At 25.1% G+C, this 18,835-nt stretch carries 15 protein-coding genes; 6 read left to right on the forward strand and 9 right to left on the reverse strand.

The window, feature by feature from the left end; all coding sequences use genetic code 4:
* Nucleotides 1-2 precede the first annotated feature (2 nt).
* Complete coding sequence (gene serS, locus KQ876_RS02815; RefSeq protein ID WP_205852245.1) at nucleotides 3-1,268, forward strand: serine--tRNA ligase; 1,266 nt, start codon at nucleotides 3-5, stop codon at nucleotides 1,266-1,268.
* Between the two features lie 27 nt (nucleotides 1,269-1,295).
* Here the strand turns inward: serS and KQ876_RS02820 are convergent, their stop codons facing one another.
* Both KQ876_RS02820 and ftsY read right to left on the reverse strand, forming a co-directional pair.
* Nucleotides 1,296-1,511, reverse strand: coding sequence for a sigma factor-like helix-turn-helix DNA-binding protein (locus KQ876_RS02820; RefSeq protein ID WP_216490173.1), 216 nt, complete (start codon nucleotides 1,509-1,511; stop codon nucleotides 1,296-1,298).
* Nucleotides 1,504-2,559: a signal recognition particle-docking protein FtsY gene (gene ftsY / locus KQ876_RS02825; RefSeq protein WP_205852705.1), complete on the reverse strand. Its 1,056-nt coding sequence runs from the start codon at nucleotides 2,557-2,559 to the stop codon at nucleotides 1,504-1,506. The genes KQ876_RS02820 and ftsY overlap by 8 nt, the downstream gene beginning before the upstream one ends.
* A gap of 62 nt (nucleotides 2,560-2,621) precedes the next feature.
* Between ftsY and KQ876_RS02830 the strand changes: the two genes are divergently transcribed.
* The 5 genes from KQ876_RS02830 (at nucleotide 2,622) to KQ876_RS04445 (ending at nucleotide 9,598) form a co-directional block, all read left to right on the forward strand.
* On the forward strand, nucleotides 2,622-3,350 hold the full coding sequence (locus KQ876_RS02830; RefSeq protein ID WP_205852706.1) for a hypothetical protein: 729 nt from the start codon (nucleotides 2,622-2,624) through the stop codon (nucleotides 3,348-3,350).
* 211 nt (nucleotides 3,351-3,561) lie between these two features.
* A complete protein-coding gene (gene lysS, locus KQ876_RS02835) occupies nucleotides 3,562-5,028 on the forward strand; it encodes a lysine--tRNA ligase (protein WP_205852707.1) in 1,467 nt (488 codons plus the stop codon).
* 2 nt (nucleotides 5,029-5,030) lie between these two features.
* A complete protein-coding gene (locus KQ876_RS02840; protein ID WP_216490175.1) occupies nucleotides 5,031-5,948 on the forward strand; it encodes an alpha/beta fold hydrolase in 918 nt (305 codons plus the stop codon).
* Nucleotides 5,941-7,722: a S41 family peptidase gene (locus tag KQ876_RS04440; RefSeq protein ID WP_216490177.1), complete on the forward strand. Its 1,782-nt coding sequence runs from the start codon at nucleotides 5,941-5,943 to the stop codon at nucleotides 7,720-7,722. The genes KQ876_RS02840 and KQ876_RS04440 overlap by 8 nt, the downstream gene beginning before the upstream one ends.
* Before the next feature lies 1 nt (nucleotide 7,723).
* Nucleotides 7,724-9,598 carry a S41 family peptidase gene (locus KQ876_RS04445; RefSeq protein WP_216490179.1) on the forward strand — a complete coding sequence of 625 codons (1,875 nt, stop codon included), beginning with the start codon at nucleotides 7,724-7,726 and terminating at the stop codon, nucleotides 9,596-9,598.
* Between the two features lie 4 nt (nucleotides 9,599-9,602).
* On the opposite strand, the gene rsmI is transcribed toward KQ876_RS04445, so the two are convergent.
* The 7 genes from rsmI to KQ876_RS02885 all read right to left on the reverse strand — a co-directional run bounded on the left by rsmI (nucleotide 9,603) and on the right by KQ876_RS02885 (nucleotide 18,781).
* Complete coding sequence (gene rsmI, locus KQ876_RS02855) at nucleotides 9,603-10,307, reverse strand: 16S rRNA (cytidine(1402)-2'-O)-methyltransferase (protein ID WP_216490181.1); 705 nt, start codon at nucleotides 10,305-10,307, stop codon at nucleotides 9,603-9,605.
* Complete coding sequence (locus KQ876_RS02860; protein WP_216490183.1) at nucleotides 10,300-11,235, reverse strand: hypothetical protein; 936 nt, start codon at nucleotides 11,233-11,235, stop codon at nucleotides 10,300-10,302. The genes rsmI and KQ876_RS02860 overlap by 8 nt, the downstream gene beginning before the upstream one ends.
* 1 nt (nucleotide 11,236) lies before the next feature.
* Nucleotides 11,237-11,887: a dTMP kinase gene (gene tmk, locus KQ876_RS02865; RefSeq protein ID WP_205852235.1), complete on the reverse strand. Its 651-nt coding sequence runs from the start codon at nucleotides 11,885-11,887 to the stop codon at nucleotides 11,237-11,239.
* A gap of 23 nt (nucleotides 11,888-11,910) precedes the next feature.
* The gene (locus tag KQ876_RS02870) at nucleotides 11,911-12,492 is read right to left on the reverse strand and encodes a recombination protein RecR (protein ID WP_216490185.1); all 582 of its coding nucleotides are present in this window, start codon (nucleotides 12,490-12,492) and stop codon (nucleotides 11,911-11,913) included.
* Nucleotides 12,492-12,779, reverse strand: a complete 288-nt coding sequence (locus tag KQ876_RS02875; RefSeq protein ID WP_205852233.1) for a YbaB/EbfC family nucleoid-associated protein — start codon at nucleotides 12,777-12,779, stop codon at nucleotides 12,492-12,494. Before KQ876_RS02875 ends, KQ876_RS02870 begins: the two co-directional genes overlap by 1 nt.
* An 18-nt stretch (nucleotides 12,780-12,797) precedes the next feature.
* Nucleotides 12,798-14,690, reverse strand: a complete 1,893-nt coding sequence (gene dnaX / locus KQ876_RS02880) for a DNA polymerase III subunit gamma/tau (RefSeq protein ID WP_205852232.1) — start codon at nucleotides 14,688-14,690, stop codon at nucleotides 12,798-12,800.
* 542 nt (nucleotides 14,691-15,232) lie between these two features.
* Nucleotides 15,233-18,781, reverse strand: a complete 3,549-nt coding sequence (locus KQ876_RS02885; RefSeq protein WP_216490187.1) for a hypothetical protein — start codon at nucleotides 18,779-18,781, stop codon at nucleotides 15,233-15,235.
* Nucleotides 18,782-18,835 lie beyond the last annotated feature (54 nt).

An 18,835-nucleotide genomic window follows, 5' to 3' on the forward strand; every position in this document is an offset into this window, starting at 1 on the left:
ATATGTTAGACTTAAAGTTTATTCAAAAAAATACAGAAATGGTTCGCAAAGGACTTAAAAATAGAGGTTTTGATATTGAAATTTTTGACAAGTTAATTTCCATATCAGAAGATCGTGGTTCAAAAATGTTTATTGCACAAAATAAAAAAGCAGAGCTAGCTAAATTATCTAAAGAATTTGGCACACTTAAAAATAATCCTGAAGCAATAAGACAGTTAAAAGAAAAAATTTCACAAGTTAAAAAAGAAGAAGAAGAGTTAAGTAAAATTGCTGATCAATTAAATACTGAAATTAATGACTTATTATCAAAAATTCCTAATTTACCTTTAGAATCGGTTCCTGTCGGTTTAGATGAAAATGACAATGTTGTATTAGAAGTTAAAGACAAAATTGGGAGAGGATTGGTTAAAGGTGTTTTACCTCACTATGAAATTGCTAAAAATCTTGATATTATAGATATTGAAAGAGCAGTCAAATTATCCGGTTCAAGATATGTTATTTATAAAAACGCAGGTTCAAGATTAACTAGAGCTCTTATCTCATTTATGTTAAATTTACATGCAACAAAAGGATACAATGAATTTAGTACCCCGGTAATAGTTAAAGACAATATTTTATTTGGTACAGGACAATTACCAAAATTTAAAGAAGATTTATATAAATTAGAAGGTTCAAACGATTATTTAATTCCTACTGCTGAAGTAACATTAACAAACATTTATAATAACGAAGTTATAGACTTAGAAAACCCTTTTAAAGCAACAGCATATACAGAATGTTTCAGATCGGAAGCTGGTAGTTCCGGAAAAGATACAAAAGGTATTTTAAGACAGCATCAATTTAAAAAAGTGGAATTAGTAAAAGTTACTAATTCAAAAACTGCATATGATGAATATTTAAATATGGTTGAAGATGCTAAAGACGTACTTGAAAAACTAGAAATCCCATATAGAGTTTTACAATTATGTACAGGTGATATGGGATTTTCAGCAAGAACAACAATTGACCTAGAATTATGATTACCTTCTGAAGAAAAATTTAGAGAAGTTTCGAGCGTAAGTTATATGGGTGATTTTCAAGCACGTAGAGCAATGATTAGATTCAGAAATAAAGAGGGTAAAACAGAGTATGCTCATACAATGAATGGGTCTGGCTTAGCAATTGATAGAGTTGTTGCTGCAATTTTAGAAATATATCAAAACAATGATGGTACAGTTACTGTTCCAAAAGTTTTAGTTCCATTTATGGGTATAGATTTAATTAAATAAAAAAAACTAGAAAACAGTTCTAGTTTTTTATTCTTCAAATTTTTCAAGTTTTTTTATCGCTTTAGTTACCGAATCATAAGCGGCGGAACGCGTTGCCGCTAATATTTGAGCAACTTCCGCATAAGATAAATCATTATAAAAATACAATTCAAAAGCTTGTTGTTGATTTTGTGTTAATGCACCTTTATATTTTTCATATAAAATAGTATATTTTTGTAAATTTTCTATAGATTTCTTACTCATTTTTCTCAACAATTAAATCTTTTGTCATTTGATAAATAAATAATTCTAAATCAAATTCTTGTAAATCATCTAGCTTTTCACCTAAACCAACGTACTTAACATCAAGATTGAATTCATCCTTAATTGATAGCACAATACCACCTTTTGAAGTGCCGTCCATTTTGGTTAAAATAATACCCGTTAAATTGGCGATATCTTTAAAGTTTTTTGCTTGTGATAAGGCATTTTGACCCGTTGTAGCATCTAAAACTAATAATGATTCGTGCGGCGCACTAGGCTCAAAACGTTGAATAATATTTACCATTTTACCTAATTCATTCATCAAATTAACTTTGTTTTGTAATCTTCCTGCGGTATCGATGATCAATAAATCATAACTACCTTCTTTAGCTTTTTCTAAGGCTTTATAAACAACAGAAGTAGGATCAGCACCTTCTTTATCAGGCTTAACAATATCAATACCAATTTTTTCGGCTCAAATTCCTAATTGATTAACAGCGCCTGCCCTAAATGTATCACCAGCAGCTATTAGAACTTTTTTACCTTCATTTTTATATTTATTCGCAAGTTTAGCAATCGACGTAGTTTTACCTGAACCATTAACACCTACAAAAATAAAAACATTTAATCTATCATCTTCAAAATTTAAGTTTGTATTTGTAACGGAGTTATTTGTATAAATAACAAACATTTGATCAGCCACAATTTCGCCAATTAATTTTGGGTCAGTAATTTGATTAATCTTAATTTCTTGTTTTATTTTTTGAATCATAATATCGACCAAAGGTAAACTAATATCAGACATAATTAAAAGTTCTTCTAATTCCTCTAAAAAATCTTCATCGACTTTTACATATCTATTTTGTATTTCTAACAGCTTTTTACCAAAAGTTGAACTATTATTTAAACCAGTTTCATATTTTTGAAATTTACTACTATTTATTATTTCTTTTTCTTTTTTATCTTCTAGTTCCTTTTCAATTAAACTAGCATCTTTTTTATCTTCTTTTTTGAAAATTTTATTAACTATATTTTTAAAAAATCCCATAATAGTATTTTACTAAATTATTAATATAATAATATATAATTTAATTATTTAAGGAGTTAATAATGACACAAAATACTTTTTTAGTGTTAATAGCACTTACCGTAATAATATCAATTAAATTTTTATTTGATGTCTTTAAAATTAAGAAATATTATGATAATGGCATAATTTACAAATTTGTAAAAAAATGATTTTTAAATAACTTTTTAATTTTAGCTACCGTAACATCATTTGCGATAATTATGTTTTCTTTCGTCATGACCGGAAATTTATCTATAATTAAAAATGACAATAATCAAAAAAATACTTTATTGATTTGAGAACCATATAATCTTGCTTTAATTACGTTTATAGTGTTATATTTGCCTACTTCTTTATTAAATTTATATTATGTGATAATAACAAAAGTAAATACTAATATAACTAAAGATGAAGTTGAAAATTTTGACATAAAAAAACTTCAAGATTATAGTGTTGATAGATCATATATATTGATAAAATCAAGAAGAAAAAAAATTTCAGACCAAGAAATTAGATTTAAAGACGTGATATATCAAACTTTCATTTGGAGAAGAATAAGTAAACATATGTTAATTAAAAGTTTGATAAAAAAATCAATTAACTTTGCACTTAGGGGACCTAAAAAAATTAAAACAAATCCCCAAAATGATGATGACATAAACCAACTATCGATAGCTTTGATGTTAAGCGCAATAGATATTGTGAATAATATTTACCCAAAATTAATAAATAAAAAAGATATAGAAAAAACTATTGAAAAAGTTGCATAAAACAAAATTAGGAATAAGTATTTATAAAAAAATAATACTTATTTTTTTAATTTAATAAACACTAAAGAACGTTAATATTATTTGTTAAATAAATAATTATAATATTATATAATTTAATTATTTAAAGAGTACAGTTAAAAAATAACTAAAAACTACTATAAAAAAATAATGCTTAAAGCATAATGTAGTCATATATTTAAGGAGTCTTAAAATGGAAAAATTAACAGAACAAGAACAAATTAGAAGAAATAAACTGGATGAATACAAAAAAATAAATGTTAACGCATTCGAAAATGCTGATAAATTAGAAAAAATAACTTATTCAGATGAAATAGAAAATAAATTTAACTCATTTTCGAAAGTAGAACTAGAAGAACAAAATAATGAAGTAAATGTCGCAGGTAGAATAGTCGCTATGAGAGGACCTTTTATAGTCTTGAAGGATTATCACTCAAAAATTCAACTATACTTTAATTCTAAGACAGCAGAAGAAGAGTATAAAAAAGTAGTTGAACTAGCAGATTTAGGTGACATAATGTATGCAAATGGTACAGTTATTAAAACCAACACTGGTGCAGTTTCAATTAAAGTTAAAACAATTAAATTACTAACAAAATCATTAAAACAATTACCAGATAAATATCACGGTCTAACCGATATTGAAGAAAGATATAGAAAAAGATATGTTGATTTAATAGTTAACGATGAAGTTAAAGATGTATTTTGAAAAAGAACTAAAATAATTTCAGAAATTAGAAAGTTTTTTGATGAGTTAGAATACATGGAAGTTGAAACTCCATTTTTACATGATTATCTTTCTGGTGCATCAGCCAAACCATTTAAGACTCACCATAACGCTTTAGACCAAGAGTTTGTCTTAAGAATTGCCACTGAAATTCCATTAAAAAAATTATTAGTTGGCGGGATTGACAGAGTTTATGAAATTGGTAGAATTTTTAGAAACGAAGGAATAGATACAACACACAATCCTGAATTTACTTCTATTGAATTTTATGAAGCATATTCTAATTTAGAAGGAATGATGGACAGAACTGAAACGTTAATCAAGAGATTAGCAACTAAATTGGATATACAAAAAGTAAATAACAAAGGTGTAGAAATAGATTTAACAAAACCTTTTAATAGAATCAACATGGTAGATGCAGTTTCAAATGCAACAAATGTAAACTTTAGAGAAATTACTATTGACGAAGCAATTGAAGTGGCTAAAAAACACGGAATAAAAGTTCAAAAATACTTTAAATTAGGTCATATTATTAACGAATTATTCGAAGAACTAATTGAAAAAACTTTAATACAACCTACTTTTGTTTTTGGTCACCCAATTGAAATTTCTCCACTTACTGCAAAGAGCAAAGATCCAAGATTTACTGAACGTGCTGAACTTTTTATTAACACTAAAGAGTATGCAAATATGTACACCGAACTTTCTGACCCAATTGATCAACTCCAACGTTTCAAAGATCAATTAGACGAAAAAAATAATGGTAATGACGAAGCTAGTGACATAGATTGAGATTTTGTTGATTCATTGCTATATGGTATGCCACCTGCTGGTGGTTGCGGAATTGGGATTGACCGTTTAACCATGTTATTAACCGAAAAAGAATCTATTAGAGATGTTTTATTATTCCCAACAATGAAAAGTAGAAAATAAAAATGAGAAGTAAATCATTTTATGGCGAAAATAATATATATGTATCTGAATGAAAAGTAGAGAATCCGAAAGGAATAATTCAATTTGTACATGGATTGGGAGATCAAATTGATAGATATGAAGATTTTGCAGAGTTTTTTAATTCAAAAGGCTATATAGTAGTTGGAAACGATAATTACGGACACGGAAATACTATAGACGTTGATGCTCAATTAGGTATTATACCCGAAGATATTAACGAATTAATAAATAGTGTAAAAACACTAAATATATTAATTAAAAAGAAATATCCAGAACTGCCAATTTATCTTTTTGGACACTCAATGGGTTCCTTAATCTCACTATTGTTTGCCACAAAAAACAGTGAGAATATCAATGGATTATTTTTAATTGGTTTTCCGTATTATAGCAACATACAAGGTTTAGTAGGAATAAGAATAATTAAATATCTTGAAAAAAAATATGGAAAAGATTTTAAATACACAGGATTTAAAAAATTTATAGAAAAAAGATTAAATAGAAAAATAAAAAATCCATCAAATGAATTTGAATGACTTTCAAGTGATAAAACATACTATGAAAACTATATTTTGAATAGTAAGTTTAAAAAAATGAATTTTCCTTCTTTGCATTTAACATATGCACTAATTCAATTTTCAAAAAATGCGTATGATTTAAAAATATTAAAAAATATTAATAAAAGTATTCCTGTTTCAATTTTAGCTGGTAAAAATGATTCAATTGGATTATTCGGTAAAGCTCCTAAAAAACTATATTTAAACCTTGTTAAACTAGGTTTACAAAATTTAAATTATAAAATTTATAAAAATTCAAGACACAATATTATTCATGATGTTGAAAAAGAAATTGTTTTTAATGACATATATAAAATAATTAAAGAAATAAATAGACATGACTAAAATTATAAAAAGAATATTATCATCGATTTTTACAACAACTTCAATAACAGCGGTAACAAGCTGTTCTTTTTATGTTTCTCCTATTGACAAAAAATATAATTTTAACGTTTACGAAAAAATAGAAATAAACAACAATACATATTTTGCTCATCAAGTTAAATTTAAAAATTTTAAAGAAGGTCAATTTAAAATAATTGATAACACTAAAATAAGTATTATTAATATTGAAGATATAGAATATGCTAACATAGAAGATTTTTTAAAATTAATTAATGGGTTAATTTATACTGATGTATATTTATCAAATTTGGAAAAAACGGACGATTACTGACTTTTTACTCCGTACGGAAAATCGGAAAAAGATTATCCTTTCGTTAAATTTAATTTCAAAGATGGTTTTATTGAATTTAATGATAACTCCGTTTTTACCGCTTCAATTAACGGCGTAGACAGTGGAACTAAATATAATAAAAATATAAAATTTGTTAAGTCTGAAATCGTTAAAAAAGGCAATAAAATAATGAAAATTAAATTAAGGGATTATGGTTTCAACTTATTTAAATATAAAAACGATTTATTGGTTCCTTTTGATATTTTAAATTTACTTTTTGGATCTAACAACTACTATAATTTATATCTTGGGAAAGAATTATTGGTAGGAAACTTTTTACCTAATAGCTTAAATGATAACCAAACTCCTAATACTTTATTAAATAATGAGAATAGATATTTAGAAGAGACCAAAAAAACTAGAACAATTAATTACAATTTTATGGCCTTAGTTTTTGACTATTTTTACGGATTTAAAGATTTAAAAATGCCAAATGGATTTAAAACATACACAAAAAATAACTTAAATAATTTAACTAGCACAAACCCTAATGATTACTTAAGCGAATATGCTAAATTGTTTACTATTGACTTAAATGATCCACACGCACAAATCTTTTCAACTATTAAGGACTTAAAGCCTTCTATTAATTTTACCGATTTAAGCGAAGAAGAAAAAAACAATAATAAAACCTACAATATTTATAAATATTACAAGATATTAGATCGAACACTCCAAAATCTAGATAATGAAATTTATCAAAAAGACAAGAGAAATGAAATTAATATAATTCATAGTAATGACTTAGCTATAATTAAAGTTAATAATTTTGTTGTCGCAAGTGAAGAGATGATTAAGAATAATAAAGAAAAAGCATATGAATATGATACTTTTTATAGAGTTTTAAATAGCATTAAAAAAATACAAAAAGATTATAAAGACGTTAAAAATATCGTGTTAGATTTATCTACTAATACCGGAGGACATGTTGTCCAAGCCGAAAAGCTTTTAGGTATGATGACTAACGAAAATATTAGACAATATCAATTTGATACAATTACCAATAATTTTTCGTATAGTGAATTTAAAATTGATGCCGATGATGATGGTGATTATAATGATGATGATGCATTCACAGAATATAATTGATATATAATGACTAGTCCAATTACATTTAGTGCCGCTAATTTTATGGCTACCTACGCAAAAGATAATAATATCGCTAAAATAATTGGAAATAGAAGTTCTGGAGGCACATTCTCAGTATTTCCATTTGTTTTACCTGATGGTACAACGTTAGGAATTAGCTCAAATGATGGATTTACATTTAAAGACCAAACTTTTGTTGAAGACGGCGCAGAAGTTGATTTAAGAATAAATTATGAAGATTATTATAATCCAGAAAAAATTGATAAAATAATACATAATCAAAAAAGAAGGTAAAATGAAAACAAATTTAAAAAAAATATTTTTAGGATTAGGAAGTTTAACTGCTTTAGTTCCACTTTCTATAGCATGTAGTAGTAACGAAAATAAAAACACTGATAAAATAAACGATCAAAGTAAAAATAACAACTCTAGTGTTGTAAATTCAAATGATAGTACAAGCAGTAGTGAAGCTATAGTAACTAAACCAACAATAAAAGAACCTGAACAATATAATGAACGTCAAGTTACATTCGAGAGTTTAATACCAAAACAATCATTATCTTTCAAAGAAAATATATCTTTAAAAGTTTTAACAAGTCAGGCTGTTGACTATTTAGAAATTAATGAATTTATTAATATGATTGACGGTTTGGTTGATAAAACCAAATATATAGCAACTAAAAATCCCGAAAGTTTTGAATGAACTTTTAAGCCATACAATGAAGAAACAAAAGATGGTGTAAATCCTTATTTAAAGTTTAATTACAAAGACAATACAATCGAATATAATTCAGAATGAGTTTTTAACGCTTTTAAAGAAACAACAGAATCTCAAGATTCAACATATAGTAAACACTTTAAAAACCTAGAAGACGAAATAATTAAACAAGGCAATCCAATAATAAAACTTAATTTATCAAATTACGGAATGAAATTACATTACGATAATGATAAACTTTATATTCCTTTTGATGTTTTAAACTTATTATTTGGTTCTAAAAATAGAATTCTTTTCTATATTACAGGTACTAAAATCTTCGCATCAACACCTTTTCTTCCTGTATATACTCCTGAAAGAAGAAAATTATTTCAAGAAACAAGAAGATCCGGAGAAACAAAAAAAGATAGAGAATATAACTTAAACTTTTTTGCATTTGTAATGGATAATTTTTATGGATTTAAAAATAAAGTTAAAGGCGGTTTTAAAAACCTATCCACAATAAATAAAGAAAAATTATTAAGTTTGGCGCCCAACCAATATTTAGAAGAATATATTAATATTTTTTCAAATGTATTAAATGATCCTCACTCACAATTTGTAGATTTTTCATATTATGTAACACAAAATACCCCTGAGTTAAATCGTACAAGCACAGAAGGAACTAAAATAAATGATATTAATACAAATATGCAAAAATTAAGAGCTATATTACTTAAAAACCATCCACAAGAAGGCCAAAATCCGACATTAGATGAATTAGATTCGTTTAGCGTTCCTTACGCATTAACACACAATGACTTAGCCATAATTAAAATAAATGATTTTGTTATTGGCGATGAAAATCCACAAGCAATACCACAAACAAGATATAGCAGAATTATAGATACTTTCGCGCGTATTAAATATATTATTAACAATACAATTAAGAAAAACGGAGAAATTAAAAAAATAGTTTTAGACCTTTCTTCAAATAGAGGTGGAGAAATAATTCAAGCAGAAAAAATTCTTGGACTAATGACAAATGAAGATATAAAACACAGAAAAGAAAACAGTCAGACCGGGAAACAATATGTCCAAAAAATAAAAGTTGATGCAAATACAAACGGTAATTTCGATGACCAAGATGCAGAAACTAGTTATAAATGATATGTAATGACAAGTCCCGTTACATTTAGTGCGGCAAACTACTTAGCACAATATGCTAAAGATCATAAATTAGCAACAATAATTGGTCAAAAGAGCAGCGGTGGTACATATTCAATTATGCCGTTTGTTTTACCTGATGGTACAACATTAACAATAAGTTCTCTAGACGGAAGCGTTGATAAAAATGGTTTATCAATAGAAGATGGAGTTACTCCTGATATAGAAATACCTTATGATGATTTCTATAATGAAACTAAAATTCAAGAAATTTTATCCAAAGAAACAGAAAAAAATAGCAATTAAGTTGCTATTTTTTATACTTATTAACTTTTTCCCTCTTGACTTTAGGGATATTTAAAACTAAAGTAAATTCACCCTTTATGCTATCTAGTTCTTGATATTTAGATAATAATTCACTTGCTGTTCCGAAATCTCAAGTCTCATATATTTTTGTTAATTCTTTAGTTAAGCATAATTGCTCTAAGCCTTTAAAAACACTATCAATATCTTCAAGTGTTTTTAATAATTTATGAGGAGATACAAAATAAATATAAGTACCCACAGTCAATTTTTCTAATTCATGAACTCTTTGAATAGTTTTATCTTTTATAAAGCCACAAAAAGTAAAATTATTTGAAAAAGATGAACCTGCAAAGGCAGTTATTACAGCGCTAACTCCGGGAATAATTTCCAAATCTATATTCTTTTCTCTAGCTAATTTTATTAAGTCGAAACCAGGGTCTGAAACGACAGGCATACCTGCATCAGATACTAACGCAACATTTTGTCCGCCTTCAACTAATTTAATAATACCTTTAGCTGAATTAGATTCTGTATGTGCATTATAAGTTATTAATTTTTTTCCTAATATATTTAACTTGCTTAATAGTTTAAATGTAACCCTGGTATCTTCGCAAGCAATAATATCAACATTTTGTAACGTTTCTATTGCTCTTAAAGTTATATCTTTAAGATTTCCTATTGGTGTTCCTACAATGTATATTTTACTCATACAACCCTTCTAATTTAATTAAAAATATCGTTTTTTGCAAATTAAAATCTGAAATTGGTAAATTTTCTAAAAAACTAGATATTTCTTCTATAAATTTCAATAAATTTCTATTTTTTTCAAGAACAAGAATATTTGAATCTTTAATCTTTTTCATATATTTATTATCTGAATCGATAAAAGAAGAAGTTGACATAATTAAATTTAATAATAAATTAATAACAAAAATATTTTGTTCTGATTCCGTTTTTATTAGCAACTCATCTAGTAATATAAATAATTTATAGAAATAGCTTATATTTGTCGTTAAACTCTTATTAAACAACGTAACAATATCGTTATAAATTTTTATATACTTTTCCTTTGATTCCATTACTTTAGTAAGCATATGATAATTATTTTTGAATAAAGTAATAAAAATAGGATTAAAATCGTTATTACCATATATTTTATTAATTCAATCTAAAGTAATGATGTCGGATGTATGAAAATTTAATATTTGAGATCTAGACTTTATTGTTGGTAAAACTAAGTTTAAATTTTTTGTTGTTAAAATAATAAAAATATCATCTACAGGTTCTTCTATAAATTTTAATATTGAATTTAGTGCATTAATTGAACTATTATTAACATTTTTAACTACAAGTATTTTTTTCTTTTCTACACTTGCAAAAGTCATATTATAAAAAGTATTTTGATACTCTTCTTTAGTTATGCTTTTTGAACTTCCGTCCAAATAAAAAACGTTAGAATATAAATTATTAAAATCAATATCATTTGTAAATTCATTATTATTTTCACTCAAAATATTGATAATATTAAAAATAACAAAATCATCATTAAATTGATTTTGCAAATTTAATAAATATAAATGTGATGTTTGATTATTTTTTACAGCTTCTTTAAGGTAATCAAAATTTTTATCATTCATTTTAATTGCCTTTCTTTAAATAATTAATAAATTTTTCATTTTTAATTAAGAGATTAAATATTTCATTAGTAACATCTTCTAATGTTCCGGAAGCGTCAACAACTATAAAACGTTTAGGGTCTTCATTAATAATTTGTTTATAACCTAGATATACTTTTTTATGAAAATCTATATTTTCTAATTCTAAACGGTCTTCTACAAGTCTTGTTTTAGATCTTCTTTCTTTACTTTTTTCAGGAGTAATATCTAAAAAAATTGTTAAATCCGGAATAGCATTATCAATAATTAAATTTGTAAGATCTTTAACAAATTTATAACCTAATTCTCTTGCAAAACCTTGATATGCGTAAAAACTATCTATGTATCTATCACAAAAAACAAGTCTTTTATTTTTTAATGCAGGTCAAATAACTTTTTCTAAATGTATTCTTCTACTTGTAGAATATAACATAGCTTCCGCTACAGGTGATAAATCACTTGAACTATCTAATATTATTTCTCTAATTCTTTCTGCTTCTTTTAAATCCTTCCCCCCAGGTTCTCTTGTTACTAAAAAATCAATATTTGGAAATCTATCCTTTATTAATGTGATTAGTTTTGATAAAATTGTAGTTTTTCCGCTACCGTCAAGTCCTTCAAAAGTTATAAACATATTTAATTCTCTTTTCTATTTTATTATTTACGATTTTTAAGTGAAAAATTAAGAGTGCCTTGATCAATATAATCAACCGATGCACCAATTGGTATTCCTATTGCTATTTGTGTAACATTGATGTTGTTGGATTCTAAAAAACCCTTTAAGACAGTGCTAACTATTTCTCCTTCTAAATTTGGGGAAATACCTAAAATCACTTCGTTAAAGTTTTTAGAATGATTAATTAATTTAGCTATAAGATCGCTATTTTCATTTATTTCATTTTGAGTATTTAATTTTTTATTGAAAACAAAATATTTTCCTTTGTAAAATTCACCTTTTTCAATTTTGTCCAATATTTGCAAATTTTCAATAACCAAAAGAGTATTTTCTCTATTTGGATCATTACAAATGATACATTCTGCTTCCTCTTTTGGTCTAAAACAAAATTCGCATAAAATAATTTTTTCTTTTATTATCTTAAAAGAATTTGCAAGTAAACCTACAGTTTGATAATCTTGTTCAAAAATTCAATATACTATTTTTTCTGCAGTTTTTTTACTTATATTTGGTAATTTTGTAATTTTCTTAATAAATTCTTCGATAATTTCGGAATCAAACATTAAAATGGAAGCCCACCAGGTAGTGAAGGAGCGTTTTTTTCTTCTTCTGTTTGAATATTTTCGAACAATTCATTAATTGCTACAAGTAATAAGTCTTCTAATAATTCTTTGTCATCTGGATCGATTAGTGCTTCATTAATATTTATTTTTTTTAGTTCATAATCACCTGTTGCTACTAATTCAATACCTTGTTTTTCAAGTGTAAATTCTTTTTCTTTAAATTTCTTTTGAGTATCTTCGAAATCTTTTTGTATTTTTTTTAGTCTTTTGATCATTTCTGGATTCATTTTATATACCTCTTATTTTTATTTTTTTGGTTCTATTAAAGTTACTTTTGGTAAATCGTCATTGTTTTTTAATTCATTAATTTTAAATTTATATTCTTTCATAAACATTTCCTTAACTTTCTCCATACCTTCTGAATCTATGAAAAATAAATGTTTATATCCCTCTTTAAAAACAAAATCTATAAATGTTTGAAAAGAATAACTAAGTTTTTGCTTATTTAAACCAACAACTTTATTTGAAGGTGCTGAAAAAACAATTGCATTAGGTGTGCCTAAAATAATTTTAAGATTTTCTAATTGCTTTACTACATCGAAAAAATCATCTTTATAATTTTGATTTTCAATGTAGTCTTTTATTTTGTATTGGTATTCTTTAGTTTTATTTAAATGTATTTTTTGTTTTTTAACTAAAAGTACTAATTTTGTTATTTTTATTAAATCATCTTCATCGTTATTTTCTTTGTCTAAATTAATTTGATGAGTATCAATAAACATATTCTCAGAAGTATTTGATAAATTATTATTTAACAAATTATTTTGCATGTCATTATAATTCGTAACATTATCATCTAATTTATTTATAGACCTCTCGGTATTCAACATAATTTCCCTTGTTTTTTGCTCTAAATCTGAAACTACTGATTCGATTTCTTCTGACTTAATTATGTTTTTATTTGCTTTAGATTTGAAAATATTAGGATTATAATAATCTGAATTATCGTTTGCAAATATAGTTTGACTATTTTTCTTAAAAACTTCTTTTGGAGCAATATGTTTCTTTTGTTCTTCTTTTTCTTCGGTTTTTATTTTAGCCACATTAATTGGATTTATTGCAACATTTGCATTTTCATTTAAATCGATCGCATTTATCAATCCAAGTTGCAATATTTCAAATGGAATTTCACTTTTAGCAACTTTGGTAAAAATATCATAAAAAGCTTTAGTCAATCGTAAAGCTGAACGTACATTTAGATTTAATTCATGAACTTCTTCAATGCTCAAATAAGATAATAATGAAGCATTATTTGTTTGAGAAATTAAAAGTCATTCTTTAGTTATATTTAAAAGTCTAATAACTAATTGATTAATATTAATCCCGGATTTATTAAGTTCATTTAAAAAACTAATCAATTCGTGGATACTTTTAGAACTAATTAAATTAATTATTTTAATACCTGTTTTATTTGAAATAATTCCGTAATTATTAAAAATATCCTTTTCATAAATTGTTTTATTATTAAATGAACTACATTGATCCGCAATAGAAAGAGCATCTCTCATGCCGCCTGTAGCTAAAGAAGCAATTGTTCTTAAAGCGCTCATTTCATATGTAACCAGTTCTTTATCCAAAATTAATTGTAAATGTTTTACGATATCATTTTCTGTCATTCTTCTAAAATTAAATCTCTGAACTCTAGAAAGTATTGTTAAAGGTATTTTTTGCGGGTCTGTTGTAGCTAAAATAAAAATAACGTGCTTCGGAGGCTCTTCAAGAGTTTTTAATAATGCATTAAATGCAGTATTAGATAACATATGAACCTCGTCTATTATATATACTTTAAAAGGGCTATTAATAGGGCTTTGCTCAACTTTTTGTTTTAACTCTCTAATCGAATCAACACCATTATTAGAAGCGGCATCCATTTCAATTATATCTAAGTTGTTTTGAGAATTTTCTAGACATATTTCACAAGCTTTAGTTAAATCATTACTATGAGAACAATTTAGAATAGACGCAAATATTTTCGCAACAGATGTCTTACCTGTGCCTTTGGGTCCTGAAAACAAATAGGCATGACTTACTTTACGACTCTGTAAAATATTTTTTAATGTTTCAACCACAAAATCTTGTCCAACAACTTCATCAAATTTTGTTGGTCTATATTTTCTATAAAGTGCTTTGTAACTCATATACCTCCATTAATTAAAATTAATATTTTAATAATATTAATTATATAATAATATGTTTTATTAAATAAAAATTGAATATAAAAATAAGGTAATCACCTTATCTATAATATTATTAAAATGATTTAAAGGACTATGCAGCTTGTGATTTTTCTTGTCTTCTTAAATCTCTTGCACGCTCTTTTGATAATTTTTTAGCTCTTTTTTCAGCACGAAGTTTGTTTTTTAATCTAACAACTTTTCTCATAATTCAATCCTTTCATCGGGTTTTATTTTACTTTTTGTGTAATATAAAAATTTTACATTAAAAATTATTTTTTTAAAACAAAAATTAATAGGTGCCTTTACTATCGTTTCTAATCTAAGTAAGTCGACTGTCACCTTTGAAGAATCTGATAGAACATGTTTTAAGAAATTACCAAAAAAGTATTAATAAAAGTATTAAAGATTAATTATTTTAAAACTAGAAATCACAAAGATAACAACTGAAAGCATTTTAATATCTGAGATTAAATTACAAAATCTTCACTAAATATTTTACGAAATTAAGATTTAGTATTTTTATTTTCGTCCAAATAACTAATATCTTCATAAATATCATCATATAAGTCTGGATATAGATATGCTAATTTCTTAGTTTCCGCAACAAAAGAATTAGGATTATTTAAATTTCTAACATCGCCAAAAAAGGAAATTTTTTGAGTATCAAACATTAAAAATGTTATAAATCTATCGTTAACACTTAATCCTGGTTCCAAACTAGAACCAGAATTTATTACACCAACCAAATCACCTTTTACATCAAAAACTCCAGTTCCGGATGAACCGGCTTCTAGGTCAACAGAGTTTTGTTTTAAATTAAATACACGTGCAAAATAATTTCCTCAAGTAACAGGAGAACTATAATGAGTAGCTTCCGGTATATTTGTAATTAAGTACTCTCTATAACGACGTGTTCTACCATACGATGCGCTATTGGCTGAATTCTCCATTGGAAATGATCCTAAATATCAATTTAATGATGAATAATCGTTATAATGATATACTTCATTACTTATTTTTAAAGGTTTTAAGTTATCTAAATTTAAAATAAAATCAACTACTGCTTTTTCATTTTTTTTGAGTGTATAACCATCAAATATATAATTTTCTTTTCCTTTTTGATTTTCAAAATGGTTGAAAAAGAAACTAAAGTCTATTTCTGCAATACTAAAATCCATATTATTATTTTCATCGTTATTTAGTAAAATGTTTCCTTCATCATCAAGTTGCTCGCCGTGTAAATAGTATAATTTCTCATTTATTTTTTTACCATTACGTCCTTTTTCATCTTTTATTCTATAATCCTTTATCATTTTAAAAGAAATTTGTTCATCTGCAGGAATTTTAACCCTGCCTAAAATTTCATCATAAAATCTTGCTTGCTCTTTATTCTTGTGAAAAACATATAAATTTTCAATATTAGAAGCACCTAAATAATCATCTCTTTTAAACTTTTGATTACTAAACCACAGTCTATTTAATCCGTTTTTTTCGTCCAATCCATAAATTGCTTCTTGAGTAAAATAAGGTTTTTGAGGATTTTGTTCAATTTCACTTTTCGATAAAATAGTCGGTACTAATATACTATCAAATCCTCGATTTCTATAATAAGAGAATTTAAATAAATTATTAATAAAATTATTCATTTCATCGGCTATAATAGGTGCCGTAACATGTGAATTAGTCATCACATAATAACGATGATCCTTATTATTAGTCTTTCCGATAACACTTCAACTACCACCTCCGTCACTCCCTAACGCAAAGGCTCGCGAACGAATATTATTTGCTCCAATAGAATTATCTTCTTTAGTTAATCTAGTGGCGAATTTTTCTGGATTTGTATTTTTGATTTTAAAATCAATATTCGGATAATAACTATTATTTAAATTTGCTTTTGTTATAGTGTTGTTTGATAATTTATCAATTTTTTTAGGAGTATAACTTATGTAATTGCTTATATTATCATTTTGTCTTTGAAAACGGTGTATAAAAAAATAATTATTACCAATAAAAGCCGACTCTTTTGGATCGTCATTATGTTGCGAAGCTATTTCATATATCTTTGCTTGATAGTTAAAATTATTTTTTGAAGATATTGTTAATTTTAAATTTAGGTTGTTAGTGGTATTGCTTGTATTTATTTTTCTATTAATATCAAGCGTAAAATTAAAGTTTTTATGAATATAATTTAAAACACTTTTAGATACATCTTTATTTTCATTAATATAAGTTATATCTAAGTGTGGATTTGTTATTTTTGTATAATTAGTCAATTTAGACAAAGGATATGATATTTTAATGATCGACCTTGCCTTTTGAACTTCTGAAAAATGTCTCGGATTAGTTTGATAAGGATCAAATTCAAATGCAAAGGTAACAATAATTTTACTAGGATCCAATTCTTTAAATTCATATAAGGATAAATCTTTTTCCAAAATTGCTTTTGTATTATTTTCACTTATTTTAAAATAATTATTTCTTATATAATCTTTGCCTAAAAAAGGAACCAGTTTATAAATTTCATTATTTTTTATAATATTTAAATTTTGCCTTTCGTAGTTATAATCGTATCTATCAAAACTATTTTCGAATGTAAAATTAAAATATGTATCTAATTGAGAATCTACCAATTTAGACAATTCTTCATCATTTTTATATGTATAATCAACTTTATTTTTACTAATTAAATTAATTCTTTCTACAAAATAATTATCATTATAATTAGCTATTTTAGAATTATCCGAAAAACTATTGTCCTTTATTTTATCGATATTTATCTTTATAAAACTTTCTACTTTAGAATCACCTTCTAATATTTTAATGTTGTCTAGTTTATATTCAACGTTTTTAAACAACTTATTCAACTCAAACTTATCTAATTCAGAAATTCTTATATAAATAGTTCTCGACGGAAATAGTTTTTTTCTTTTGAATGTTTCATTACTATTTTTTAAAATTGGTGAAAAACTTAAGGCAAAAGTCTTTTGAGCAAAGTATTCTTTATTTGATTCATTTAAATTTATTTTTAATGAACCATAAAGTTTATTATTTTCTTTAAAGACTTTAAAGTCTTCCGCTTTTATATTGTCTACTTTATTGTTATTTGTAAATATATATTTTGGATAAAAATTTAATGAATATGAGTCTGTTGATGTAGAATATGAAGTTACTATAAAATTATTAATGTGTTTAGGTAATGTTTTTAAATTAAATTTAAAAACTTTTTTAGAATCTGATTTTTCAGATTTAAAAACTTTAGCAAATGGCATTAAATAATTTGTAGATTTAATCATAATATCAATTTCATCCACTGATATTTCGTTTTCAAAATTTAAAGTCAATTGTTTATTAGAATCATTAAATTCCATCGAAAATTCACCAATATTTTTTATTGTTTTTTCTTGTTGTGTAAATTGCCCTTTTAATTGTTTTTCGTGTGATTTTAAGTTATCAAATTCAACATCTTTAGTAACTGCATAAGATTTATAAAAATTTATAATATTTCTTAGTTCTCCAGAGTAAAAATTAGGGTTTGTTTGTTCTATATTTATATCATTGTTTGAGTTAGAAAATTTAATAATATTTGAATTTAAATTCTGAACGTCAACATCATAAATATTAGGAATAGATTTACCATCATCAATTACTTTGGGAGTTTCCTTGACGCTCTCTTCATTTTCAATAATTAAGTTATCGTTAATTGTTTGTGTTTTATTAGTGTCTTGGATTTTTAATAAAGTGTTGTTAGTATCATTTTTATTTGAATTATCTATATTTTTATCTTTCGATTTAGAAATAGAATTACTTTGATTCGAATTTTTTGAATCGTTTATAGAATCATTAATTTTATTTTTTTCTAATTTGTTGTCTTGCGGAACTAATACATTATTTTTATTATTAATCTTGATTTCATTATTTTTGTCTTTTTCTTTAATTTTAGAATTCGAATGTTTAACATATTTATTTTCAGAACAAGATACTAAAGTAGGTGATACACCAACAGATAACATTAGTGTTCCTAAAATAAATCATTTTTTTGTTTTTTTCATATTTTCCTTTCTCGAATTATTATTTTTCTCTTAGTTTTTGTTTGAAGGAATTAT

The sequence above is a fragment of the Mycoplasma sp. CSL7491-lung genome (genome assembly GCF_018913965.1).
GTDB lineage: Bacteria > Bacillota_I > Bacilli_A > Mycoplasmatales > Metamycoplasmataceae > Mycoplasmopsis.